Below are 24,330 nucleotides of genomic sequence, written 5' to 3'. Positions count from 1 at the left end.
TCCCCACCCGCGCAAGGGAACCCACGTGAACCCCATCTCCCCCCGCGTCCTGCTCGTCCGGGGCATGCTCGCCGGTCTGCTCGCCGGCGTCGCCGCGTTCCTCGTCGCCTACCTCCTCGGCGAGTCCAAGGTGGACGCGGCGATCGCCATCGAAGAGGCCGGCGCCGCCGTGGGCCACGACCACGGCGACGAACCGCCGGTCAGCCGGGCCCTCCAGGCCACGGCCGGTCTCGGCACCGGCGTCCTGCTGTTCGCCGTCGCGCTCGGCGGCATCGCCGCGCTCGTCTTCTGCTACGCCCTGGGCCGCATCGGGCGCTTCGGCACCCGGGCCACGGCCACCCTCGTCACCGGCGCCCTCTTCGTCGTCGTCACCCTGGTGCCGTTCTTCAAATACCCCGCCAACCCGCCGGCCGTGGGAGACCCCGACACCGCCGCCCGGCGCACCGCCCTCTACCTCCTGATGATCGCCCTGAGCGCGCTGCTGGCGGCGGGCGCGCTGATCCTGGGCCGGCGCCTGGCGCCCGGTCTCGGCAACTGGAACGCCTCGGTCGTCGCCGGGCTCGCGTTCATCGCGGCAGTCGGCCTCTCGTACGCCCTGCTGCCCGGGATCAACGAGATCCCCGAGGGCTTCCCGGCCGCGCTGATCTGGGACTTCAGGCTGGCCTCGCTGGCCATCCAGACCACCCTGTGGGCGACTTTCGGCCTGGCCTTCGCGTTTCTAGCCGAACGCGCTATTGCCCCGACCGCCGCACCCAAGGAGGCTGTACAGCCGACGAGTTGAGCGAGTCACGCGTGACACCCGTGGTGCGGACGATGCGCGCGTGCCGAGGGTGCTGAGGGTGGGAGCCGGGACATGCATACCGCGATCTGGGAATGGCGGGGCTGGACCGGCGCCACCCCGTTCTGGCTGAACTCCTTACTCCTGCTCCTGGCCCCCTTCACCGCCGCCACCCTGCTCGCCCAGATCGGCGTCATCACCGCCCTGGCCGCGCTCGGCGGCCTCGCCCGCCAGCTCTGGTTCGGTGACCACGGCCATCCCGCGATGCACCTCGCCGCCGCGCTCATGGGGGCGGCGGCGGTGGTCTTCGTCGTGGTGTGAGCTATTCGAAGGAGTCGTCACCGCCGCCGAAGCGCTGGTTCAGAAGTCCGGTCCGGCTTCCAGGGCCCGGACCCGGTCCCTACCCGACCTCCCGGGCCGTCCCCGGGAAGGCACCCCTCCCGTCGGGTGAGAATGGGGGTTTCGAGTGAAACGCGGGGGCTGGTGTGACGTCTGGGCAGGACATACCCGAGGAGTATCTGACCGGGTACGTACGGATCCTCGAAGGCGTCACGGGCACCGGCCGCCTCCCGGGGCGGGACGAACTCGACGCCCGCCGGGAGCTCGGCGAGAAGGCGGCCGAAGCAGGCTTCGGCCTGCGGGGCCTGGTCGGCGCCCACCTCGCCGCCACCCGGACGGCGCTCGGCGGCCGGGTCACCCCGGACCACGTGATGGCGGCGGTGGAGCAGAGCGTCGACGCCTTCGCCGAGGGGTACGAGCGGGCCCTCGTCCTGGCGGTCCGCCAGGAGGAAGCCGTCCGCCGGGAGTTCATCGACGACCTGCTGCTCGGACGCGGCGACCCCGGCCGCCTCGGCGAGCGCGCGGCACGCTTCGGACTGCACCCGGCGCACGAGCACGCGGTCGCCGTCGCCCGCGGCCCCGAGGCGTACGAGGACACCGGGCCCGCGATCCGGCAGATGGAACTGGCCCTGACCGAACGGTTCGGGAACACGGCCTTCCTCCTCGCCACCAAGGACGGCCGGCTGATCCTCGTGACACCGGGCGACCGGAACGACGTGCTCGCCCACTTCGCCCAGCAGGCCCGCGCGACCGCCTCCGCGGGCGGCCTCGTCGGCATCGGCCGGCCCCACCCGGGCACGGGCGGGGTCGTGACCTCGTACGAGGAGGCCCTCGGCGCGCTCGACCTCGCGGACCGGCTCGGCCTCGAAGGGCCCGTGCTGCACTCCGCCGACCTGCTGGTCTTCCCCGTACTGGCCCGGGACCGGGCGGCGATGGCCGATCTGGTGGTCAGCGTGCTGGGCCCGCTCCGGGCCGGCCGGGGCGGGGCCGGACCGCTGCTGGACACGCTCACCGCCTACTTCGACTCGGGGTGCGTATCGGCGGAGGCCGCCCGCCGACTGGGCCTGAGCGTAAGGGCCCTGACGTACCGGCTGGAGCGGATCCACCGGCTGACGGGGGCCGACCCCGGGGACCCGGTGGACCGGTACACCCTCCAGACGGCGGCGATCGGGGCACGGCTGCTGGACTGGCCTGCCCGCCCGCTGTAGCGGCCGGTAGCGCCGCTGCCGCCTGTCTGCCGACGGGGGTGTCTTCGTCCCCCGGTCGGGGGCTTCTCGGGCTCCGGCGGGGAGTCCTCCGGTGTGTCGGGGCACAAAGCGGGGCATGAGCGGTGCGCGATTCGCACGAGCGGTGCCGGCGAGGGTCCTGACAGTGGCCTGCGTCGTACTGCTGTGCCTGTTCGGCGCCGGTCCCGCGGCGGCGACGGTGGCCGAGTCCCGCCCCGCCTCCACCGCCCCGGCCGAACCCACCGAGGGGCAGTCGGATCCGGCCTCGGACCCCGAGTCCCGAGCCGCCCTGCGGGCGCAGTCCCGCGCGCTGCCGGCGGTACGGCAGCTGCCCCCCGAGGTGTTTCACGTGAAACACACGGGCGGGAGGTCCCGGGTCACCTCGTACGGGACGACCGGACCGGCCACCTCGCTGAGGGCGGTTCGGAGTGTGGTCCTGCGCTGCTGAGCTGGCCGAGCAGCAGCGCGCACCCCCACACTCCCCTCGAACCACCGTGAGGTTCCGCCATGCCCATCGACCCCTACGCCGCCCTGAACGCCATGCTCCGCGCCGAGGCCGCCCGCTTCACCCCGCCCGCGCGGCAGCCGGAACGGCCCGCACCGCAGGCCGTGAGCGCCGAGGCCCAAGCCCAGGCCAAGTCCGAGAGCGAACACCAGCAGCCCGTGGCGACGCCCGATACGGCCGCGTAACCCCGGCCGGCGCGGCCGGTCCGGCGCCCGCCGGAAGCAACGCGGGCGCCGGACCGACGGACCGGGAGAAGCCTGGCGCCCGGGGGCTCAGGGGCCCGGGCGGAGCGGCCGCCGGATCAGGGCTCGCGCGTGTAGTAGCGGTAGAAGGCGACGAGTCCCACGCCGATGCCGACGAAGAGCCCCACCGCGGTGGCACGCAGCACGGATTCGTTGGTCAGGCTGTGCAGATAGCCCGCGGCGATGCCGAGGAAGGCGCCGTACGCGGCGGCGTGCACCTCCCGCTTGAGCCGGGGGCCCACCCGGGCGAGGGCGAACATGATCGCGGCGAAGATGACGCCGCACAGGATCCCGTAGAAGACGTTGCCCGCGTCGACCGGGCCCATCTGGCGCTTGATGAAGGCCGCCCACACCCCGTACACGAGGCCGGCCAGCAGGGGACGGAGCAGGGCGCTCTTGCTGACGTGGTGGGCGTCGGCCGACCTCGCCGGGCGGTGCCGCCGGGAGACGGTAGGTGCCGCATGTGCCATGGCGGGGCTCCTCTCTTCCATCCTCCAGAGCACACCCGCCACCCCCGACCGGCAAGTGGATCACCCGGCCGGACCAGGGGAAACCCGCGACGGCCGGAGCACGCCACCCACTCGCAGCAACAACGGTGGCGCCGCCCCGCGCCCCGCCTTTCCCTGGTGACGTGCGCACCTTCCTCTCGGCGGCCCTCATCGTCCTCGTGACCCTGCTCGTCCCCGCGAGCGCCGTCGCGTACTGGGCCGACCACGAGCTGAGCGACGCCGGCCGCTACACGGCGGCCATGTCCCCCCTCGCCGAGGACCCCGCCGTCCAGGAGGTCGTCGTCACCCAGGCCGGACGCGCCCTCGCCGGACAGATCGACGCCGGCCCCTTCCAGGGCGGAGTGGACGCCCTGATCGCGGAGGCCCTGCGCTCCTTCGCCGGAACCACCGCCTACCGGACCGCCTGGGACGCCGCGAACCGCGCCGCCCACGCCGCCTTCCTCAACGCCCTCACCACCGGCCACGGCGACGCCCTCACCATCGACCTCGCCCCCGTGATCGCGCAGGTCAAGAGCGAACTGGTCGGGGACGAGGTGCCCTTCGCCGACCGCATCCCCGAGACCCACCTGTCCGTGAAGGTCATGGAGTACGACAACCTCGCCGCGCTCCGGAAGGGCTTCCACATGCTCCAGATCGCCGGTGTCTGGCTCCCCCTGCTGACGCTGGTGCTCGCCGCGGCGGCCATCGCCGTCGCCGTCCGGCGCCGGCACGCCGTCCTCGCCACCGGCATCGGGGTCGCCGTCGGAGCCGTGCTGCTGTGGATCGCGGTGAGCCTCTGCCGCCGCCTCGCCCTCGACGACCTGCCCGCCGACGTCGACCGGCCCGCCGCCGCCGCGGTCTACGACGCCCTCACCGCGTACCTGCGGACCGCCGCCTGGATCCTGCTCGCCGTCGGCCTCGCCGCGGCACTCGGCGCATGGCTGACGGGTCGGCTACGCCGCACCCCATAAGCTCGGAACGTACCCATCCTCCGCAGAACTCCCCAGAAGAACCGATTCGCGAGCGGCGACACGGAAGCGGAATGACCACCGAACGACGCACCGAGCACATACCGTCCGGGCGGCCCCGGCCGAATCCGCTGACACCCCCCGCCTGGCTGCTCGCCGGCCTGCGGCCGACCACCGCCCCCGTCCCCTGGGCCGCCGTCCTGCGCGCCGGGGTCGCCCTCTCCGTCCCGCTGGCCGTCGGCTTCGCCCTGGACGAACCCGAATACGGCGCGCTCGTCTCCATGGGAGCCCTGTCCGGGGTGATCGGCGACACCGCCGACGCCTACCGGATGCGCGTCCTCAACATCGCCGTCCCGCAGCTCTTCGGCGCCGTCGGAGTGGCCCTCGGCACCCTCGTCTTCGGACGCGGCTGGCTGGCCGTCGGCGTCCTCACCCTGATCGCCCTCGTCTCCGGCATGATCTCCTCGATCGGCACGGTCGCCTCCGTGTCCGGACTGCTGCTCCTGCTCAACGCCGTCGTCGGCGCCGGGCTGCCCCTGCCGCAACCCTGGTGGACGGCGCCTCTGCTGCTCGCCGCCGGCGGGCTGTTCGTCCTGGCCCTGACCCTGCTGGGCTGGCCCCTGCGCGGCCGCCGGCCGGAACGGACCGCCGTCGCGTCCGCCTACCGGGCCCTGGCCGACAGCCTGGAGGCCGCGGGCGGATCCGCGTACGAGGACCGCCGCCGAGACCTCACCCTCGCCCTGAACCACGCGTACGACCTGGTGCTGGGCCGCCGCGCGCGCGTCCACGGACGCAGCCCCTCCCTGGTGCGGATGCTCGCGCAGCTGAACGTGCTCATCCCGCTCGTCGAGGCCGCCCCCGCCGCCCACCTGCGCGGGCGGGCGCTGCCGCCCGAGGTCCCGGCGGCCGTACGGGAACTGGCCGCGGCCGTCGAGGAGGGCCGCACCGGAACCCCCGTGCTCGACCTCCCGTCCCCGCACAGCCAGTCCGAACGGGCCATCGACTCCGCGCTGCGGCACGCGGCGGCCATCGTGCACGTCACCGACCCCGACATGCGCAACGTCGACGACCGGCTCGGCCGGCCCGCCGCCCTGCGCGTGCGGGCCCGGCGGGCCGTGCGCGACATGATGCTGTCCTCCGCCTCCTGGCGGTACGGGCTCCGGCTCGCCCTGTGCATCGGCCTCGCCCAGTCGCTGGTGTCCGTCGTCGAGGTCGAACGCTCCTACTGGGTCGCCCTGACCGTCACTTTCGTCCTCAAGCCGGACTTCGGCTCCGTGTTCTCCCGCGCCCTGCTGCGCGCGCTCGGCACCGCGGCCGGGCTGGTGCTCGCCGCCGCGGTGCTCTCCGAGGTGCCGCGGGGGTGGTGGGACGTACCGGTGATGTTCGTGCTCGCCGCGCTGATCCCGTGGTTCTCCGCGAAGGGGTACGCCTTCCAGACCGCCGCGATCACCCCCGTGATCCTGCTGCTGTCCGACCTGCTCAACCACCAGGGCTTCGACCTCATCCGGCCCCGGCTGCTCGACAGCCTGATCGGCTGTGCCATCACTCTGGTCGCCGGCTACCTGCTGTGGCCCGAGAGCTGGCGCACCCGGCTCGGAGACCGGCTCGCGGACTCCGTCGACGACGCGGCGCGGTACCTGGAACGGGCGTTCGCGCCCGTCGCCGACGAGGCGGCCGCGCGGGCCGCCCGGCAGGCCCGGCTCCATGCCCGGCGCCGGATCTACCGGGAGCTGTCCGGGGTGCGGAGCGAGTTCCAGCGGGCGTTGACCGAGCCGCCGCCCACGGGGGCGCGGGCGGCGGCGTGGTGGCCGTTGGTGGTCGCCGTGGAGCGGATCGTCGACGCGACGACGGCCGCTCGGGTCCGGGTCAACCACGGGGCGGAGCCGCCTGCCGCGGAGGACGTCGAGAGCCTGACCCGGGAGCTGCGCTCCCTCTCCGAGGGCGTCCGCGGCAGTGTGACCCCGATCCGCGTGGACGTCCCCCCGGGGCCGCCCCCCTCCAGCGTCCTCTCCCCGGTCCACCACGAAATAGCCGCAGCCCGAGCCATCGCCCACCCGTCCCCGTAACGCCCCGGCCCGCCGGGGCTGCGGGCGGGGCCGTTCCCGTGGTGGGGGGCTGCGGGTGGGGCCGGGGTCGGGGCCGGTGGGGGGCTGCGGTGGGCCGGGGTCGGGGCCGGGGTGGGGGGTCGTCCGGGGCGGGCATGATTTATGGCGCCTGTTCCGGGTCCCTTTTGCCGGGCGGGACAGGGCGCCAACAAATCACGTTTGAGCCCCGGCCGACCCCCCACCCCGTCCCCGCCCCCGGCCCGGGACCGTTCCCTGGCCCGTAGCCTCCTCAGCCCCACTGCCCAGGCCTGGCCGGCCTAACGGGGCCTCGCGGTGCTGATCCTGGCCATATCCAGCCTCGGCGGCGTTTGAGGCGCGGGGGCTGGGGCGGAGCCCCAGGGGCCTGGCCCCGTTCGGTCACTCCGGTTCTGGCTGTGTTTGGCGCGCCGTGTGCAGGGCGGAGCCCCGGCATCCCGGACCGCTTCAGACCCGCCGGCGTTTGAGGCGTGGGGGTTTGGGGCGGAGGCCCCGGGGGCTTTGCTGTCGCGTCGGCGTTGAGGCGGGAACGGGGGAAGGGTGGGTGGGGGAACGCCCCGCGCAGCGGCAGGCCGTGGGGCGGGGGTAGGCAGCCGGTCGGCGTCGCTGTGGTTCCGGGAGCGGGGAGGGGGTCCGCGCGGTGGGAGGGGTCACTCCAACGGGTCACCGCTCGGGCCCGGGGGCGGACGTGGGGGGAGCATCGGGGCATGAGGCCCTCCCCTCCGCGGCGCCGCCCCCACGGCTCCCGCCTCCCGGCCGTCGCCGTGTTCCTCGCGGTCACCGCCGGGTGCGCCGACGTGGAGGGCCTCCAGGACGCGGGCGACCTCGGCACCGTCCACTCCCCCCAGAGCCTGTGGCGGGACATCCGCCCCGAGCCCCCCGCCCCGGGCCAGTCGCCGGGTACGGCCGCGGTCGTGCCGGGCCTGCCCAAGGTCACCACCGGCAGCATGCGCGGCGTGAACGCGGTGGACGTCGTACGCGCCGACGTCACCGCCGCCACCGCCCAGGACGGCGGGACGGGCCGCCTGGTCGACCCGCGGGCGGTACAGCGGGTCGCGCTGTGCACGGAGGCCCCGGACGGCGGCCCGGACTGCCCCGTGCGGCCCCCGGTCCTGCACGACATGACCGGCAACGGCAAGGAGGAGCTGATCACCGCCCTCGACATCGACGGCCGGCTCAGCGAGCTGCGCGTCTACACCGTGGGGGCGGACGGCGACATCACCCGGATCCTGTCCCGCCGCGGGGTCCTGGAGGGGGTGGAGGTGGCCGCCGAGCACCTCGCGGTACGGGAGCCGACTTCGAACCCGGACTACATCTCCGTCTCCGACTACGTGTGGGACCCGGACGCCGGGATCATGAACCTGTCGCAGCTCACCCTCGACGAGTGCGCCGGTCTCACGGACACCCCCCTCGGCGAGGACCGGTCACGATGCGCGCGCTGAGCAGTCTGCGCTGGAAGATCGCGCTGACGACCACCCTGGTGTGCTGCGCGGTCGCCGCCGTGCTGGGGGTGCTGGTGCACAACGTGGTCGCCCGGCAGATCTCCGGGGAGGTCCGCAAGGACGTGTACCGGGACCTCGACCACGCCCTCGGCCACTACGAGTACGGCACCGCGCACGGTGACATCGCGGTCGCCCTCGATCCGCCCGCCCTGCCCGTACCGCTGCGCGATCTCGTCGCGCGCGGGCAGACCGGCAGCATGGTCGGCGAACTGCGGGGCGAGCCGGTCATGTGGGGCGCGGGGCCCGCCGACAAGAAGGCCCTCGCGGTCTGGATCCCGTACGAGGGCACCCGCGACCGGCTCCGCGACATCGACGCCGCGATCCTCGCGTCCTCGGCCCTCGCCGCCGGCGTGGTGGCCCTGGCCGGTCTGTTCCTGGCCGACCGGATCAGCCGCAGGCTGGCGACGGCGGCGGCCGTGGCCCGCCGGATCAGCGCCGGTGACCTGGACGCCCGGGTGGGTCTCCCCGTCCGCGGGGACGACTCCCGCCACCGCGACGAGGTGCGGGACGTGGCCCAGGCCCTGGACCTGATGGCCGGCTCGCTCCAGGACCGGCTGGAGGCCGAGAAGAGGTTCACGGCCGACGTCGCGCACGAACTGCGCACCCCGCTGACCGGTTCGCTGGCCGCCGCCGCCCTGCTCCCGGAGGGCCGCCCGAAGGAGATGATCAACGACCGGCTCAAGGCCCTGCACCTGCTCACGGAGGACCTGCTGGAGATCTCCCGGCTGGACTCCGGGGTGGAGCGGGCGGAACTGTCCCGGGTGGAGCTGGGCCGGGCTGTCGAACGGGCCGTCGCCGGGACCGGTCTGGCCGCCTCGGTCGAGGTGGTGCGGGACTCGGTGGTGCTCACCGACCGGCGACGGCTGGACCGGATCGTGGCCAACCTGCTGGTCAACGCCCACAAGCACGGGCGGCCGCCGGTCGAGGTGACGGTCGAGGGGCCGGTGGTGGTGATCCGCGACCACGGCTCCGGCTACCCGGACGAGCTGATCGAGCAGGGTCCGCAACGCTTCCGCACCGGGGACCCCGGACGGGGCCGGGGCCACGGGCTGGGGCTGACGATCGCCGTCGGCCAGGCAGCGGTGCTGGAGGTCTCGCTGACCTTCTCCAACGCCCCCGACGGAGGTGCCGTGAGCACGCTCCGGCTGCCGGTGGGGCGTCTGGCGGAGGGGAGTTGAACGCGGCGGGGTCGTGTTTCACGTGAAACACGACCCCGCTCACGGATCAACTCGGGCCGTCAGACGCCGATGTTGCGGCCGTCCTTGCGCCACACGGACACCACGGCGGGCCGGACGATCTTGCCCGGTCCGTCGGGCCACACCGACTGCGGCTTCTCGACGGACGCGCCGTCGATCTCGCCCGGGTGCTGGACCGCCACGAGGACCCGCTTGTCCTGGATGAGCGGGCCGCAGGTCTCGGCGCCGCGCGGGACGGTCAGGAACTGCTTCAGCTCACCACGGCGGTCACCGGCGGTCGCGACGCCGAACAGGCCGTCGTGGGAGCCGAGCTGGTTGCCGTCCGTGGAGATCCACAGGTTGCCGTGCGGGTCGAAGGCCACGTTGTCCGGGCAGGAGATCGGGCTGACCTTGTCCTTCGGGAAACCGGCGAAGTAGGTGGCCGGGTCGTTCGGGTCGCCCGCGACCAGGAACAGCCGCCAGGCGAAGCCGTCGCCCGCCGGGTCGTCGAAGTTCTCGGCGAGCTCCAGGATCTGGCCGTGCTTGTTCGCGTTGCGCGGGTTGGGCTCGGTGGCGCCTTCCTTGCCGGGCTTGCCGCGGTCGGTGTTGTTGGTCAGCGCGACGTACACGCGGCCGGTGCGCGGAGACGGCTCGACGTCCTCGGGGCGGTCCATCTTGGTCGCGCCGACCTTGTCCGCGGCCTGGCGCGTGAAGACGTAGACCTCTTCCGCCGTCATGCCCTCGACGTGCGAGACGTTGCCGGTGGCGAGCTTGATCCAGACGCCGGAACCGTCGAACTCGCCGTCGGCGGGCAGCTTGCCCGAGCCGTCGAACTGGTCGGCCGGGGAGTCACCGGTGAGCTTGGCGACGTAGAGGGTGCCCTCGTCGAGCAGCGTGAGGTTGTGCTCCTTGGCCGCGCGCGAGTTGCCCTTCTTCATCTGCTTCGACGAGACGAACTTGTAGAAGTAGTCGAAGCGCTCGTCGTCGCCCATGTAGACGACCGGACGGCCGTCCTCGGTCAGGCGGGGCTGTGCGGCCTCGTGCTTGAAGCGGCCGAGCGCGGTGCGCTTGCGCGGCACGGAGTTGGGGTCGTACGGGTCCAGCTCGACGACCCAGCCGAAGCGGTGGGACTCGTTGGGCTCCTGGGCCACGTCGAAGCGCTTGTCGAACCGCTCCCACTTGCGCTCGGTGGCACCGGCGGTCACGCCGTAGCGCTTCAGGCGGGCGGACTGTGTGGGGTCGGTGACCAGGCCGGCGTTGCCGAAGTACTGGTTGAAGTTCTCCTCGCCGTGGAGGGTGGTGCCCCACGGGGTGGTGCCGCCGGCACAGTTGTTGAGGGTGCCGAGGACCTTCTTGCCGGTCGGGTCGGCGGAGGTCTTGAGCAGGGCGCCGCCGGCGGCCGGGCCGGTCATCCGGAACTCGCTGGTGGCCGTCAGGCGGCGGTTCAGCTGGTGGCGGGAGACCGCGGTCAGCTTGCCGCTGCGGTGGTCCTCCTGGACGACTACCACGGACAGGCCGTGCGCGGCCCAGGCGATCTCGACCTGCTCGCGGGTCGGGTTCGCCGGGTCGTAGCCCTTGAACATGAGGATCTCGTCGGTGTACTCGTGGTTGGCCACGAGGAGCTGCTGGCGCTCGTAGTCGCCGCCGAGCGGGAGCAGGCTCAGGAAGTCGTTGTTGTAGCCGAACTGTCCGGCCTGGGCGGCGGCGGTCTGCCGGTCGGCGTTGAACGCCGGGGCGCCCTTGACGATCGGCTCGCCCCAGCGGATGACGACGTTCTGCTCGTAGCCCGTGGGGACGGTGACCTTGTCGTTGGTGTTCGGCGCGACCGACGCGAACCGCAGGCCGCGGGCGGCCTCGCCGCCGCCGTGCTGGGCCTCGGCCGACGGGGTGGCGTTGGCGGTCTGGCCGCCGCCCGCCCCGAGGGTGACGGCCGTGCCGGCGGCGGTCGCGACCGTGACGACGGCGGCGGAGCGGAGCATCGAGCGACGGGAGTAGGCACGGGCTATGACATCGCCCGCGTACTCGTTGTCACTGGTGTTGGGCACCTCGTGGAAGCAGGCGTAGCCACAGCGGTAGCGGCAGGTGAGAGCGGAACGGCCGCTCCCATGCGGGTTGCCGATGAGCGGCAGGAGCTTGCGCACGAGGTGTCCTCCGGAAGGTGCACGGTGCCGACAGCGTGTCGGAACGAATCCAGCCGTGACGCTAGGCCCGGGTTGCGCCGATGCGGCGGCGCGGGGATGAACGCTGAATGAACCCGGCACGGCGGAGGGGGAGTTCGTCCGGGCGCGCGCTTGCCTGGACAGCCGGGCGCCACGAAAGGCGACCCTGCCGAAGATCCAGCCGAGCGGCCGATAACCTTACGTGTCCACTCTGGGCAGGGATCAACCGCGCAGCACGGACAAATGACGCACGCACTCATGCGAAAGGCCTGGCCCATGGGTATTCGGAGCTTGTTGCGCAAGGTGTTCGGACGGTCTGCGGAACCGGTTCCGGAAACGTCGGACGCCACTTCGGCGGCCGTTCCTAGCCAAACTGAACGCACCCCCCTGGACGTGGCCGCCGAACTGGTGGCGGCGTCCTTCGACAATCCGACCGTTCCGCCGCAGCCCGCGCCGCGGGACCGCGAGCCGGGAACCCTCCTGACCGCCCCCGCGCCCGCCGCGGACCCGACGGTCCCGGAGGCACGCCGTCCCGTCACCCCCCAGGGCGGCGACCACTCCCCCCGCGACCCGGAGGCGCAGCCGCCGGCCGCGGACGGAACCGCGACCCCCGAGCCCGAGCCGCAGGCCGCCACCGTGGCCGCAGCCGAGCCGGAGGCCGTGACCCCGGAGCCCGAAGCCGAGACCGTCGCGGCCGAAGCCGAAGCCGAAACCGCCGTGGCCGAGGTCCAGCCCGAGGCCGTCGTGGCCGAGCCCGAAGCCAAGCCCGACGCCGAAGCCGCCGTGGCCGAGCCTGAGGCCGAAGCCGCCGTGGCCGAGCCTGAGGCCGAGACCGTCGTGGCCGAGCACGTGGCCGAGACCGTCGTGGCCGAGCCCGAGGTCCAGCCCGAGGCCGTTGTCGCGCTCCCGGAGGCCGAGGCCGAAGTGGCCGCTCCGGACCCGGCCGACGAGACCACCGCCCCGGAGGTCGGGGCGCCCGCCGAGGCGGCTCCGGCCGCCGACGCCGAACCGGCCCCGGCGGCAGCCGAAGCGGAGCCGGAGGCCGAGCCCGTACCGGCGGCCGCCGACGCCACCGACGCCGAAGTCGAGGCCGAGCCCGCGCTCGTGGCCGCCGATGCCACCACCGAACCGGAAGCCGAGCCGGCCGCCGAGCCGGTCGCCGCGGAAGCGGAGCCCGTGCTCGTGGCAGCGGCAGCCGCAGCCGCCCAGCCGGTCACCGCAGCACCCGAACCCGAAGCGGAAGCGGAAGCCGCCGCCGGGGACGCGGCTCCGGCCGAGGCCGAAGGCGAGGCCGTCGGGCCGGCCGTCGCGGCGGCAGCCGTACGGCGGCGGGCGCCCGGCGTGAACGCGGCGTACAAGGCCGCCGGCCAGGTGCTGCGCGGCAAGGAGCGGGCCGGGGCGCGGGCCAAGGTGTACCTCGTACTGGACCGCTCCGGTTCGATGCGCGGGTTCTACAAGGACGGCAGTGCCCAGCACCTCGCCGACCACGCCCTCGCGCTGGCCGCGCACCTCGACGAGGAGGCCACCGTCCACACGGTGTTCTTCTCCACGGAGGTGGACGGCACCGCCGAGCTGACCCTGGACGCGCACGACGCGGCCTGGGTCGAGGCCCGGCACTCCGAGCTCGGCCGGATGGGCCGCACCAGCTACCACGTGGCCGTCGAGGCGGTCCTGGAGCGGTACCAGAAGGACGGCGGCTCGGGCCCGGCCCTGGTCGTCTTCCAGACGGACGGCGCGCCCGACAACCGCCAGCCCGCCCGGCAGGCGATCGCCGACGCGGCGACCACCGCCCCGGACGTCCACTGGCAGTTCGTCGCGTTCGGCGACCACGACGCGAAGGCCTTCGACTTCCTGCGCAAGCTGGACGCCGAGAACGCCGGGTTCTTCCACGCCGGTCCCGCACCGGCCGAGCTGTCCTCGGCCGCGCTCCTCAAGGGCGTGCTCGACCGCTTCTGACGGCGGCACCGCGCAAAGGGCGGCGCCCCCTCCACCAGGAGGGGGCGCCGCCTTCGTGCGTGACGGGGTCAGCCGCGCGGGGAGCCCGCGTCCGGCACGACCGCGTCGGAGATCGGCCGCTCCGAGGCCTTGGTCTCGACCGGCTTGCGCAGGGCGATGTTCAGCTCGCGCAGGCGGGACTCCTCCAGCACCGTCGGCGCGCCCATCATCAGGTCCTGGGCGTTGCCGTTCAGCGGGAAGGCGATGGTCTCGCGGATGTTCGGCTCGTCGGCCAGCAGCATGACGATGCGGTCCACGCCCGGGGCGATGCCGCCGTGCGGCGGGGCGCCGAGGCGGAACGCGCGCAGCATGCCCGCGAACTCGCGCTCGACGGTCTCGGCCTCGTAACCGGCGATCTCGAAGGCCTTCAGCATGACCTCGGGCTCGTGGTTGCGGATGGCGCCGGAGGACAGCTCGATGCCGTTGCAGACGATGTCGTACTGCCAGGCCAGGATGTCGAGCGGGTCCTTCTCCTCCAGGTCCTTCATGCCGCCCTGCGGCATGGAGAACGGGTTGTGGGAGAAGTCGATCTTGCCGGTCTCCTCGTCCTTCTCGTACATCGGGAAGTCGACGATCCAGCAGAAGCGGAAGACGTTTTCCTCGAACTGGCCCGCGCGCTTGGCCGCCTCGACACGGACGCCCGACATGATCTTGGAGACCTCGTCGAACTCGCCCGCGCCGAAGAACACCGCGTGGCCGGCCGCGAGGCCCAGACGCTCGGTGAGGACCTTGACGTTCTCCTCGGTGAGGAACTTGGCGATCGGGCCGGTCAGGGCGCCGTCCTCGCCGACGCGGACCCAGGCCAGGCCCTTCGCGCCCAGCGAGATCGCGTACTCGCCGAGCCCGTCGAAGAACTTGCGCGGCTGGGCGGCGGTGTCCGGGACGGCCAGGGCGCGCACGTGCTTGCCGGCGAACGCCTTGAACTCCGAGGCCTCGAACACGTCGGTGATGTCGACGAGCTCCAGCTTGGCGCGCAGGTCGGGCTTGTCGTTGCCGTACTTCAGCATCGACTCGCGGAACGGGATCCGCGGGAACGGCGAGGTGACCTCGCGGCCGTTGCCGAACTCGGTGAAGAGCTCGGTCATCAGGCGCTCGATGGGCTGGAAGACGTCCTCCTGCTCGACGAACGACATCTCGACGTCGAGCTGGTAGAACTCGCCCGGCGAACGGTCGGCGCGGGCGTCCTCGTCGCGGAAGCAGGGCGCGATCTGGAAGTACCGGTCGAAGCCGGAGATCATCAGCAGCTGCTTGAACTGCTGCGGCGCCTGCGGCAGCGCGTAGAACTTGCCCGGGTTCAGGCGGGACGGGACGACGAAGTCACGGGCGCCCTCGGGGGAGGTCGCGGTGAGGATCGGGGTCGCCATCTCGTTGAAGCCGAGGGCCACCATCTTCGAGCGGATCGACGCGATGACGGCCGAGCGCAGCATGATGTTGCGGTGCATGCGCTCGCGGCGCAGGTCGAGGAAGCGGTACTCCAGGCGCCGCTCCTCGTTCACCCCGTCATCGGTGTTGATCGTGAAGGGCAGCGGGGCGGAGGCGCCGAGCACCTCGACCTCGGTGACCTCGACCTCGACCTCACCGGTGGGGAGCTCGGGGTTCACGTTGTCGGCGCCGCGGGAGACGACCTTGCCGTCGATCCGGACGACGGTCTCCTTGGTGACGCTGCTGAGCGCCTCGTTCGCCGCGGTGCCGGGGCGGGCGACGAGCTGCGTGATGCCGTAGTGGTCACGCAGATCGATGAAGAGGATGCCGCCCAGGTCTCGACGATTGTGCAGCCAGCCGCTCAGCCGGACGTCGGAGGCGACGTCGGAAGCACGGAGCTCGCCGCACGTGTGGGACCTGTACCGATGCATCAGTCATCCAGTTCTACGCGATACCAGGGTGGATTCAACCGTCCCAAGGTTACCGTCCGGGCGGGGGACCGCGCGGGCGCGCCCGGAGAGGGTCCGGCCAGGGCGCTGAAGAGGCACGTCCGTGGGATGACCTGTAAAGATGGCCGGGTGCGCACCGAGGACGTCCTGGCAGCCATCGCGACGGGTCTGTGGCGATGGGACAACGCCTCCGGGACGGTCGCCCTGGACGGCGAGGCCGCCCGGCTGCTCGGGCTGCCCGCGGAGCCGGTGGTCCTGCCCGAGGTCGCCGTGCGGTCGCGGTTCCACCCGGTGGACTGGAACGAGGTCAACGGCATCGTCAACCTCGCGGTCGCCGAGGGCACCCTCGCGGAGGCCCGCCTGCGGATCATGGACGAGGACGGGCGGGTTCTGCGCACCGTGCGCAGCCGCTCGAAGCCGATGGAGAACCGCACGCCCGAGGGCCGCATCGACTACGAGCTGATCGGCACCATCCAGGAGATCGCCGAGCCGCAGCCCGGGACCACCGCCGTGCACACCCCGATCACCGGCGACTGGCGGCGTTCCCGGGAGGCCTTCCTGCTGGACGCCGGGCGGGCGCTGGCCGAGGCGCGCTCCACGTCGGAGGTGCTGCGGGTGGCGGCCTCCCTGTCCATGCCGGGCTTCAGCCCGGACGGGCTCGCCGTCTTCGGGCTGGAGGGCGACCGGCTGTCGATCATCGGGCACCACGGGCACGGTCCCGGGGCCGAGGCCCCCTTCTCGGACATGGGGACGGAGACGGACTATCCGGCCGCGGAGGTCGTCCGTACCGGGCGGGCGATCTACCTCCCGACCCCCGAGGACTACAAGCGGCGCTTTCCGGCCACCTGGCCGCTCGCCCAGCGGTTCGGCAGGATCTCCTGGGCCTTCCTGCCGCTGATCGTGGCCGGCCGCACGATGGGGGCCTGGATGGCCGCCTTCAAGCATCCGGTGTCCTTCTCGCCCGACGAGCGGTCCGTGCTGACGACGGTGGCCCGGATGCTGGCCCAGGCCCTCCAGCGGGCCGGCGTGGCCGAATCCGAGCGGGAGCTCACGACCGGGCTCCAGCGGTCGATGATGCCGCAGCTCGGCCCGGAGATCCCCGGGATGGCGATCGCGGCGCGCTACGTCCCGACCGGCGGCGGGCTCCAGGTCGGTGGCGACTGGTACGACATGATCCCGCTGCCGTCGGGCCGGTTCGCGCTGGTCATCGGTGACGTGCAGGGGCACGACGTACGGGCCGCCGGGCTGATGGGCCAGCTCCGGATCGCCGTACGGGCCTACGCCTCCGAGGGCCACCGGCCGGACGCCGTGCTGTCGCGGGCCTCCCGCTTCCTGGTCGGGCTGTGTTCCACGCAGGAGACGGAGGAGGAGTCGGGTCAGGACGCCGGCCCGCGGTTCGCGACCTGCCTGTACGTGGAGTGCGACCCGGAGACCGGGACGCTGGAGGTGGCCCGCGCCGGGCATCCCGATCCGGCGATCCGGATGGCGGACGGCACGGTCCTGATGCGGCCGACGGCGGGCGGGCTGCCGCTCGGGATCGTCCCGGACACCGACTATCCGACGACCCGGTTCACCCTGGAGCCGGGCGAGACGATGATGCTGTGCACCGACGGGCTCATCGAGACCGGCGGGCACGACCTGGACACGGGCTGGGCGCGGCTGCGGGCGGTCCTGGAGACCGAGCCCCCGGAGGACCCGGGCGGCGACTCCGCCGGGGCGGCGCACCTGGAGCGGATGGCGGACCTGCTGGTCCAGGCCGTGCACGGGCCTTCCTCGCACCACACCACGGGGCCGCTGGCCGACCGTCGCGAGGACGACATAGCCGTGGTGCTGCTGTGCCGCGAGGGCCCGGGCCTCGGCTGCGGGACCCCGTCGCCGCATCCGGCGCGGCCGGCCCGGCGCACGATGCTGACCGTGGCCCAGGCGGAGCCGGAGCGGATCGCGGGGGCGCGCCGGCAGGTCCGGGAGCTGCTGCACGACTGGGCGGACGCGGACCAGGTGGACTCGGCGGTGCTGATGGTCTCCGAGATGGTGACGAACGTACTGATGCACACCGACGGGGACGCGCTGCTGGTCGCGGAGGCGGTGGGCGAGCTGGGCGCGCGGCGGCTGCGCGTGGAGGTGGCCGACGGGAGCGACGAGCTGCCCCACAAGCGGCAGCCCGGCGAGATGGCGTCGAGCGGGCGCGGGGTGCTGCTCACGGAGATGCTGGCCGACACCTGGGGCGTCGATCCGCGGGGCGAGGGCAAGTCGATCTGGTTCGAGTTGTACGAACGGTCCAAGCCGGACCGGGACATCACGGCCGAAACCGGGCAGGATCAGCACGACCGGGACGATCAGGATCCCGGCGATCCGGCCGAGGACCCGGCCGAGGACCCGGCAGCCTGACGGCGAGGGGTTCCCCGGATCCCCTTCGGGCCCCCACGGAAAGGCGGACCGGCGATGCCGACCCCCCTGCTGCCCGAACCGGTGCGCCGGCTCGCCGCCTGGTCGGCGGTCGTCCTGCTGGTCACGGGGGTCCTCGCCGTCGGGGTGTGGCTGTGCATGGTCTTCCAGAGCGCCGTCACGCCCGTCCTGCTCGCGCTCCTGGTGACGGCGCTGCTCGGGCCGCTGTACCGGCGGCTGGTCCGGATGAAGGTCAGCCGGTCCCTGGCGGCGGCACTGACCTGCCTGGCCGTGGTCGCGGTGATCGGCGGGACGGCGTACGTCCTGGTCCTCGCGCTCGTCCGGACGGGTGATCAGATCGTCGAGTCGCTGCGGCGGGCGGGCGCGGGTCTCGCGGAGCACTTCGGCACGCTCGGCACCTCCCTCCAGGACCTGGCGGCGAACTCGAAGGAGCTGCTCGCGAAGTTCGGCGGGACCGCCGCCTCCGGACTGGTCACCGGGCTCGGCGTGGTCGTCGAGCTGCTCGCGACCGCGCTGCTCGCCCTGCTGCTGGTCTTCTTCTTCCTCCGCGACTCCCACCGGGCGGCCGGGACCCTGCGCTCGCTCGTACCCGCCGGCGCGGGCGACATGATCGAGGCCATGGGGCGGCGGGCCTTCGAGGCCGTGGAGGGCTTCATGCGCGGGACCACCTTCGTGGCCCTGATCGACGCCGTCGTGATCACCGCGGGGTTGCTGGTGCTGCGCGTCCCGGGGGCGGCCGGCCTGGGCGCGCTGGTGTTCGTGACGGCCTACATCCCCTACCTGGGGGCCTTCCTGTCCGGCGCGGTGGCGGTCCTCGTCGCCTTCGCCGAGCGGGGCTGGGTGATCGCGCTGTGGGTGCTGGGCGTGGTGTTCGCCGTGCAGATGCTGGAGGGCAACGTCCTCCAGCCCGTGATCCAGAGCCGGACCGTGCACGTCCACCCCGTGGTGGTCCTGCTGGCGATCACGGCCGGGGCGAGCGTCGCGGGGATCCTCGGCATGCTCCTCGCCGTCCCGCTGACCGCCGCCGTCTTCGGCGTGGTCTCGGAACTGCGCGAGCACTACGCGGCGGACGGGACCCGCCGGCCGGCCGGCGGCCCCTGACCGTCCACCGGCGACGGGCCTCGCTCGCGCGGGGCCCGTACCGCTCCGGGTACCCGTACGGCTCCGGGTACCCGCACTCCCGTTACTTCGTGCGCTCCGTCGTCGGGATCCGGCCGAGCCGGCCCGCCTGGAAGTCGTCGAAGGCCTGCTGGAGTTCGTGCCTGCTGTTCATGACGAACGGCCCGTAGTGCGCCATCGGCTCCCGGATGGGGCGGCCGCCGAGCAGCACGACCTCCAGGTCGGGGGCGTTGGAGTCCTGGGACTCGTCCGCCCGGACGGTGAGGGAGCCGCCCTCGCCGAAGACGGCCGTCTGGCCCTTCTGGACCGGACGCCGTTCCTGGCCGACCGAGCCGCGCCCGGCCAGGACGTAGACGAGGGCGTTGAAGTCCTCGCGCCACGGAAGGGTGATCTGCGCGCCCGGGGTGACGGTCGCGTGGATCATCGTGATCGGGGTGTGGGTGATGCCCGGGCCCTGGTGTCCGTCCAGTTCACCGGCGATGACGCGGAGCAGGGAGCCGCCGTCCGGGGTGGTCAGCAGCTGGACCTGGCCGCCGCCGATGTCCTGGTAGCGCGGGGGCATCATCTTGTCGGAGGCCGGGAGGTTCACCCACAGCTGGAGGCCGTGGAAGAGGCCGCCCGACACGACGAGGGACTCCGGCGGGGCCTCGATGTGCAGGAGGCCCGATCCGGCGGTCATCCACTGGGTGTCGCCGCCGTTGATGACTCCGCCGCCGCCGTTGCTGTCCTGGTGGACGAAGGTTCCGTCGATCAGGTAGGTGACGGTCTCGAAGCCGCGGTGCGGGTGCCAGGGGGTGCCCTTGGGCTCGCCCGGCGCGTACTCCACCTCGCCCATCTGGTCCATCATGATGAACGGGTCGAGGTACTCGTAGTTGATCCCGGCGAACGCGCGGCGCACCGGGAACCCCTCGCCCTCGAATCCACCCGGGGCCGTGCTCACGGCCAGCACCTTGCGGGGGGCCGCCGTCTGCGGCTCGGCCACGCGCGGAAGGGCCAACGGGTTCTCAACAGTCACTGCGGGCATGGTCAGGACCTCCTTCTGCGTCGAGTTTAGTTGAAACTCGAACTTTCTGCCACACCCGCCCTCAACGGAAAGGACCCCGGGTCAATTCCCCCGGGGCCCCAACCATTGCGTCCGAACGCGCGTCCTACCGGACGTGATGGACTTCTTCAGCTTCGACGACGTCACGGGCGACGAGGAACAGGAAGAGACCCGCAGGCGGGGACCCCTGTGGCGGCACGCCCTGTGGGTGGTGGGCGTCACCGCGCTCGCGCTGGGCTTCGGCTGGGCCGCGGCGTCCTTCCGCCTGGGTCCGGAGGAGTACGGCCTGCCGCCCGCGGGCCCGGGCTCCCCGTGGGGCCTGCTCGCCGTGTGCGCCGCGGCCGGAGTGGTCACCACCGCCGTCCTGCGGACCGCGGCCGCGCTCGTCCCCGTGTACGGGCCCGGCCGGGTCGGCTTCGTCCTCGTGTTCTTCGGAACCCGGCTGGCGCTCGGCTTCCGCCCGGAGCCGCCGGTGCTGGCCGCGGGAGCCGCCGCCGCGGTGGCGGCCGCCCTCGCCTGGTGCGCCGTCGCCGCGGTGACCCACCGCCGCGCCGCCCGCGCGACGGCCTGAGGAGGCGGGGGCCGCCGGGCCCCGCGGGGCGGCCGCCGGGACCCCCGTACCCGGCGCCGCACTCCCGCAGCACCGATGTTCGCCCCCGCACGGGGGCACCGCGAACCTTTCGGGCCTGCCCGAAGGGTCGCCGGGGTCGCCGGAGCCGGGGCCGCCGGGACCGGGAGCCGCGCGGGCTCAGCCGCCGCTGCGCAGGAGGTCCGCGCCGAGCCCGGTGACCGAGTGGAGGACCGCCCTGCCGTCCCGTTCCGTGGTGATCAGCCCGGCAGCCCGCAGGGTGCGGGTGTGCTCGGAGACCGAGGGCAGGCTGATCGCGAGGTCCCGGGCCACTTCGCTCGTCGTACGCCGCTCCACCAGCGACTGCAGCACGGCCGCCCGGGTCCGCCCCAGCAGCGCGTCCAGCGCACCCTCCGCCGGCCCGGGCCCCACCAACGGCAGCGGGGTCATCGCCGGGTACACCAGGACGTACGAGCCGTCCGGCCGGCCGGCGAGCAGCGGCCGGCCCGTCCAGAACGGCGAGGGCATCAGCATCAGCCCGCGCCCGCCGAGGCGCACCTCGTAGTCGGGCGGCAGGTCCACCTCGAAGACCGTTCCGGACCAGCCGGCGCGGGGGTGGGTGCCGGCGAGGCAGGCCTTGATGCCGTGGGTGGCGAGCAGCCGGGTGCGCCAGGCGACGTCGGCGCGGAACGACTGCCGGATCCGGGGCCACTGCGGGGCGATGACCGTCTCGTGCGCGGCCCGGAGGGCCCCGTCGAGCGCGTCCCAGGCCTCACGGTCGCGGTCCCACAGCGCGCGCAGCCAGGAGGCGGGGCCGGGGGCCCGTGCGGCGGCCCGCCCCAGCTGGGCGGCGGTGAGCAGCGGCCCGGCTTCCCGTACGGCCGCCAGGCCCTCGTCCAGGGTCCGCGCGTACGGTTCGACGAACTCCGGGTTGTCCCCGTCGGGGCGCAGCAGGTCCAGCAGGGGCCGCGCCCTCCCGGGCAGCTCCCGGGAGACCCGCAGGCGCCAGCGGCCGAAGACCGCCTGCTCGTCGGTGCGCTGCCAGGCGGCCAGCGCCGACGCCAGCTCCACCAGCGGGAGCGGCTCGGCGGCGAAGGTGACGTTGAACAGGTCCTCGGCCGTGAAGTGCACCCTCAGCATCCGCCCGCCACCGGCCCGGTGCTCAGCCGTACATGCGGCGCATCGCGAAGTCGACCATCTGCTCGACCGCCTTGGCGTCGAACACCATCCGGTGGTCGCCCTCCATGTCGAGGACGAACCCGTAGCCGGTCGGCAGCAGGTCGATCACCTCGGCGCCGGTGATGACGAAGTACTTGGACTCCTTGCCGGCGTACCGGCGGAGCTCCTTGAGCGTGGTGAACATCGGGATCACCGGCTGCTGCGTGTTGTGCAGGGCCAGGAACCCGGGGGTTTCCCCGCGGGGGCAGTAGACCTTCGACGTGGCGAAGATCTGCTGGAAGTCCTCGGCGGACAGCGACCCGGTGGTGAAGGCGCGGACCGCGTCGGCGAGCGACGGCGGCGAGGGCTCGGGGTACAGCGGCGGCTGCTGCGCGTAGCCCTGCTGGGGCGGGGGCTGCTGCGCGTAGCCCTGCTGCTGGGCGCCCGGAGTCTGGTCGTAGCCGTACATGCGGCCCACCCTACCGAGCGCCCGCACCCGTACCGGCCGGTACCGGCCACCGCGCCCCGGCGGCCTCCTGACCGGGGCTCAGCCGGCCGGCGGCACGGCCGGCGGCGGGTCCCGTACCGGTCCTGCGCGTCGAGGGCGCCGTTGGCGTCCCGCTCGGCCCGGCGCCCGCCGCCCGGGGGGTCCGGGCGGCGGGCGGGGCCCGGGCGGGCTCCGGGCGGACGACCTGCCGCGGGCCTGGACTTCCAGCGGCGCTCCGGTTCTCCTGGCTTGATGCTGGTCACAGTCGCCGGTCAAAGGGTTGCTCTTATTACCGACGGGTAGCATCATGTTGTTACCGAGTGGTATGCACGAGGAACCCGTCTCACCGAGCCTTAACGGAGCCGTCGCCATGGGGCACTACAAGTCGAATCTCCGCGACATCGAGTTCAACCTCTTCGAGGTGCTCGGCCGCGACAAGCTGTACGGCACCGGCCCGTTCGGCGAGATGGACACCGACACCGCGCGGACCATCCTCAGCGAGATGACCAAGCTCTCCGAGAACGAGCTGGCCGCCTCCTTCGAGGACGCCGACCGCAACCCGCCGGTCTTCGACCCGACCACGAACACCGCGCCCGTCCCGGCGTCCTTCAAGAAGAGCTACAAGGCCTTCATGGACTCCGAGTACTGGCGCCTGGGCCTGCCCGAGGAGATCGGCGGCACCACCTCGCCCCGCTCCCTCATCTGGGCGTTCGCGGAGACGATCCTCGGCGCGAACCCGGCCGTCTGGATGTACTCCTCCGGCCCGGCGTTCGCCGGCATCCTCTTCGAAGAGGGCAACGAGGCCCAGAAGAAGGTCGCCGAGATCGCGGTCGAGAAGCGCTGGGGCTCCACCATGGTCCTGACCGAGCCGGACGCCGGTTCGGACGTCGGCGCCGGCCGCACCAAGGCCGTCGAGCAGGCCGACGGCTCCTGGCACATCGAGGGCGTGAAGCGCTTCATCACCTCCGGTGAGCACGACATGGAGGAGAACATCCTCCACTACGTCCTCGCCCGCCCCGAGGGCCACGGCCCCGGCACCAAGGGCCTGTCCCTCTTCCTCGTCCCGAAGTTCCACTTCGACTGGGAGACCGGCGAGCTGGGCGAGCGCAACGGCGTCTACGCCACCAACGTCGAGCACAAGATGGGCCTCAAGGCCTCCAACACGTGCGAGATGACCTTCGGCGACCAGCACCCCGCCAAGGGCTGGCTGATCGGCGACAAGCACGACGGCATCCGCCAGATGTTCATGATCATCGAGTTCGCCCGGATGATGGTCGGCACGAAGGCCATCGCCACCCTCTCCACCGGCTACCTCAACGCGCTGGAGTACGCCAAGGAGCGCGTGCAGGGCCCGGACCTGGCCAACTTCATGGACAAGACCGCGCCCAAGGTCACCATCACGCACCACCCCGACGTGCGCCGCTCGCTCATGACGCAGAAGGCCTACGCCGAGGGCATGCGCGCCCTCGTGCTGTACACGGCCTCCGTCCAGGACGAGATCCAGGTCAAGCAGGCCGCCGGCGAGGACGCCTCCGCCGAGATCGGCCTCAACGACCTGCTCCTGCCGATCGTCAAGGGCTACGGCTCCGAGAAGTCCTACGAGCAGCTCGCCCAGTCGCTGCAGACCTTCGGTGGTTCCGGTTACCTCCAGGAATACCCGATCGAGCAGTACATCCGCGACGCCAAGATCGACACCCTCTACGAGGGCACCACGGCCATCCAGGGCCAGGACTTCTTCTTCCGGAAGATCGTCCGCGACCAGGGCGCCTCCCTGAACGTCCTCTCCGAGACGATCAAGAAGTTCCTCGCCGAGGCCGTCGGCGGCGACGACCTGGCCCCCGCCCGCGACGCCCTCGCCAAGGCCGCCGTGGACCTGGAGGCCATCGTCGGCCAGATGATCGTCGACCTCACCGCCACCGGCGAAGACGTCAAGAACATCTACAAGGTCGGCCAGAACACGACCCGCCTGCTGATGGCCTCCGGCGACGTCGTCGTCGGATACCTGCTGCTCAAGGGCGCGGCCGTGGCCTCCGAGAAGCTCGCGACCGCCTCCGCGAAGGACGTCCCCTTCTACCAGGGCAAGATCGCCGCCGCGAAGTTCTTCGCCTCCCAGGTGCTGCCGGGCGTCTCCGTCCAGCGCCAGCTGGCCGAGGTCGTCGACAACTCCCTCATGGACCTCGACGAGGCCGCCTTCTAAGGCACCGCGCCCCGCCGAAACCCT

20 protein-coding genes are annotated in these 24,330 nt (G+C 73.0%); 14 read left to right on the top strand and 6 right to left on the bottom strand.

Translation table 11 applies throughout. The features are described from left to right. Positions 1-25 precede the first annotated feature (25 nt). The 5 genes from AC07B0_RS15550 (at position 26) to AC07B0_RS15530 (ending at position 3,033) form a co-directional block, all read left to right on the top strand. On the top strand, positions 26-781 hold the full coding sequence (locus AC07B0_RS15550; RefSeq protein WP_469377274.1) for a CbtA family protein: 756 nt from the start codon (positions 26-28) through the stop codon (positions 779-781). Positions 782-853: 72 nt separating this feature from the next. Next, a complete protein-coding gene (locus AC07B0_RS15545; protein WP_467298058.1) occupies positions 854-1,099 on the top strand; it encodes a hypothetical protein in 246 nt (81 codons plus the stop codon). Between the two features lie 164 nt (positions 1,100-1,263). Then, positions 1,264-2,325: a PucR family transcriptional regulator gene (locus AC07B0_RS15540; RefSeq protein WP_469377272.1), complete on the top strand. Its 1,062-nt coding sequence runs from the start codon at positions 1,264-1,266 to the stop codon at positions 2,323-2,325. 115 nt (positions 2,326-2,440) lie between these two features. Next, positions 2,441-2,791 (top strand): hypothetical protein, encoded by a 351-nt coding sequence (locus AC07B0_RS15535; RefSeq protein ID WP_356873459.1) that lies wholly within the window; start codon positions 2,441-2,443, stop codon positions 2,789-2,791. Between the two features lie 59 nt (positions 2,792-2,850). After that, positions 2,851-3,033, top strand: a complete 183-nt coding sequence (locus AC07B0_RS15530; RefSeq protein ID WP_356873457.1) for a hypothetical protein — start codon at positions 2,851-2,853, stop codon at positions 3,031-3,033. A 116-nt stretch (positions 3,034-3,149) separates the two neighbouring features. Here AC07B0_RS15530 and AC07B0_RS15525 read toward each other — a convergent pair whose 3' ends face one another. After that, positions 3,150-3,560, bottom strand: coding sequence for a hypothetical protein (locus AC07B0_RS15525; protein ID WP_356873455.1), 411 nt, complete (start codon positions 3,558-3,560; stop codon positions 3,150-3,152). A 161-nt stretch (positions 3,561-3,721) separates the two neighbouring features. Here AC07B0_RS15525 and AC07B0_RS15520 point away from each other — a divergent pair, with 161 nt between their 5' ends. From AC07B0_RS15520 to AC07B0_RS15505, 4 genes are all read left to right on the top strand, one after another. Continuing rightward, entirely contained in the window at positions 3,722-4,549 is an 828-nt protein-coding gene (locus AC07B0_RS15520; protein WP_356873453.1) for a hypothetical protein, read from the top strand. Between the two features lie 71 nt (positions 4,550-4,620). After that, positions 4,621-6,612, top strand: a complete 1,992-nt coding sequence (locus AC07B0_RS15515) for an FUSC family protein (protein ID WP_469377269.1) — start codon at positions 4,621-4,623, stop codon at positions 6,610-6,612. A gap of 722 nt (positions 6,613-7,334) precedes the next feature. Continuing rightward, positions 7,335-8,069: a hypothetical protein gene (locus tag AC07B0_RS15510; RefSeq protein WP_478864099.1), complete on the top strand. Its 735-nt coding sequence runs from the start codon at positions 7,335-7,337 to the stop codon at positions 8,067-8,069. Then, a complete protein-coding gene (locus AC07B0_RS15505; protein WP_356873447.1) occupies positions 8,057-9,307 on the top strand; it encodes a HAMP domain-containing sensor histidine kinase in 1,251 nt (416 codons plus the stop codon). Before AC07B0_RS15510 ends, AC07B0_RS15505 begins: the two co-directional genes overlap by 13 nt. Before the next feature lie 59 nt (positions 9,308-9,366). Here the strand turns inward: AC07B0_RS15505 and AC07B0_RS15500 are convergent, their stop codons facing one another. Next, on the bottom strand, positions 9,367-11,445 hold the full coding sequence (locus tag AC07B0_RS15500; RefSeq protein ID WP_478898363.1) for a PhoX family protein: 2,079 nt from the start codon (positions 11,443-11,445) through the stop codon (positions 9,367-9,369). Positions 11,446-11,856: 411 nt separating this feature from the next. Here AC07B0_RS15500 and AC07B0_RS15495 point away from each other — a divergent pair, with 411 nt between their 5' ends. Further along, positions 11,857-13,419 carry a VWA domain-containing protein gene (locus tag AC07B0_RS15495; protein WP_478898361.1) on the top strand — a complete coding sequence of 521 codons (1,563 nt, stop codon included), beginning with the start codon at positions 11,857-11,859 and terminating at the stop codon, positions 13,417-13,419. Between the two features lie 68 nt (positions 13,420-13,487). Here the strand turns inward: AC07B0_RS15495 and aspS are convergent, their stop codons facing one another. Next, positions 13,488-15,311: an aspartate--tRNA ligase gene (aspS, locus tag AC07B0_RS15490; RefSeq protein ID WP_356873441.1), complete on the bottom strand. Its 1,824-nt coding sequence runs from the start codon at positions 15,309-15,311 to the stop codon at positions 13,488-13,490. A 147-nt stretch (positions 15,312-15,458) separates the two neighbouring features. Here aspS and AC07B0_RS15485 point away from each other — a divergent pair, with 147 nt between their 5' ends. Both AC07B0_RS15485 and AC07B0_RS15480 read left to right on the top strand, forming a co-directional pair. Further along, positions 15,459-17,717 carry a SpoIIE family protein phosphatase gene (locus AC07B0_RS15485; protein WP_478898359.1) on the top strand — a complete coding sequence of 753 codons (2,259 nt, stop codon included), beginning with the start codon at positions 15,459-15,461 and terminating at the stop codon, positions 17,715-17,717. 54 nt (positions 17,718-17,771) lie between these two features. Then, positions 17,772-18,836, top strand: coding sequence for an AI-2E family transporter (locus tag AC07B0_RS15480; protein ID WP_478898355.1), 1,065 nt, complete (start codon positions 17,772-17,774; stop codon positions 18,834-18,836). Positions 18,837-18,918: 82 nt separating this feature from the next. Here the strand turns inward: AC07B0_RS15480 and AC07B0_RS15475 are convergent, their stop codons facing one another. Further along, the gene (locus AC07B0_RS15475; protein ID WP_356873435.1) at positions 18,919-19,878 is read right to left on the bottom strand and encodes a pirin family protein; all 960 of its coding nucleotides are present in this window, start codon (positions 19,876-19,878) and stop codon (positions 18,919-18,921) included. A gap of 136 nt (positions 19,879-20,014) precedes the next feature. On the opposite strand from AC07B0_RS15475, the gene AC07B0_RS15470 reads away from it, so the two are divergent. Further along, on the top strand, positions 20,015-20,467 hold the full coding sequence (locus tag AC07B0_RS15470; RefSeq protein ID WP_478864153.1) for a hypothetical protein: 453 nt from the start codon (positions 20,015-20,017) through the stop codon (positions 20,465-20,467). 177 nt (positions 20,468-20,644) lie between these two features. Here AC07B0_RS15470 and AC07B0_RS15465 read toward each other — a convergent pair whose 3' ends face one another. Next, positions 20,645-21,604, bottom strand: a complete 960-nt coding sequence (locus AC07B0_RS15465) for an ArsR/SmtB family transcription factor (RefSeq protein ID WP_478898353.1) — start codon at positions 21,602-21,604, stop codon at positions 20,645-20,647. A 22-nt stretch (positions 21,605-21,626) separates the two neighbouring features. Further along, positions 21,627-22,091 carry an SseB family protein gene (locus AC07B0_RS15460; protein ID WP_356873431.1) on the bottom strand — a complete coding sequence of 155 codons (465 nt, stop codon included), beginning with the start codon at positions 22,089-22,091 and terminating at the stop codon, positions 21,627-21,629. Between the two features lie 388 nt (positions 22,092-22,479). Between AC07B0_RS15460 and AC07B0_RS15455 the strand changes: the two genes are divergently transcribed. After that, the gene (locus AC07B0_RS15455) at positions 22,480-24,306 is read left to right on the top strand and encodes an acyl-CoA dehydrogenase (RefSeq protein WP_356873587.1); all 1,827 of its coding nucleotides are present in this window, start codon (positions 22,480-22,482) and stop codon (positions 24,304-24,306) included. Positions 24,307-24,330: the final 24 nt, after the last annotated feature.

It is taken from the genome of Streptomyces sp. NPDC044704 (assembly GCF_056433525.1).
Note: the sequence above shows the minus strand (reverse complement) of the source record. Positions and strands in the feature narration are given on the sequence as shown.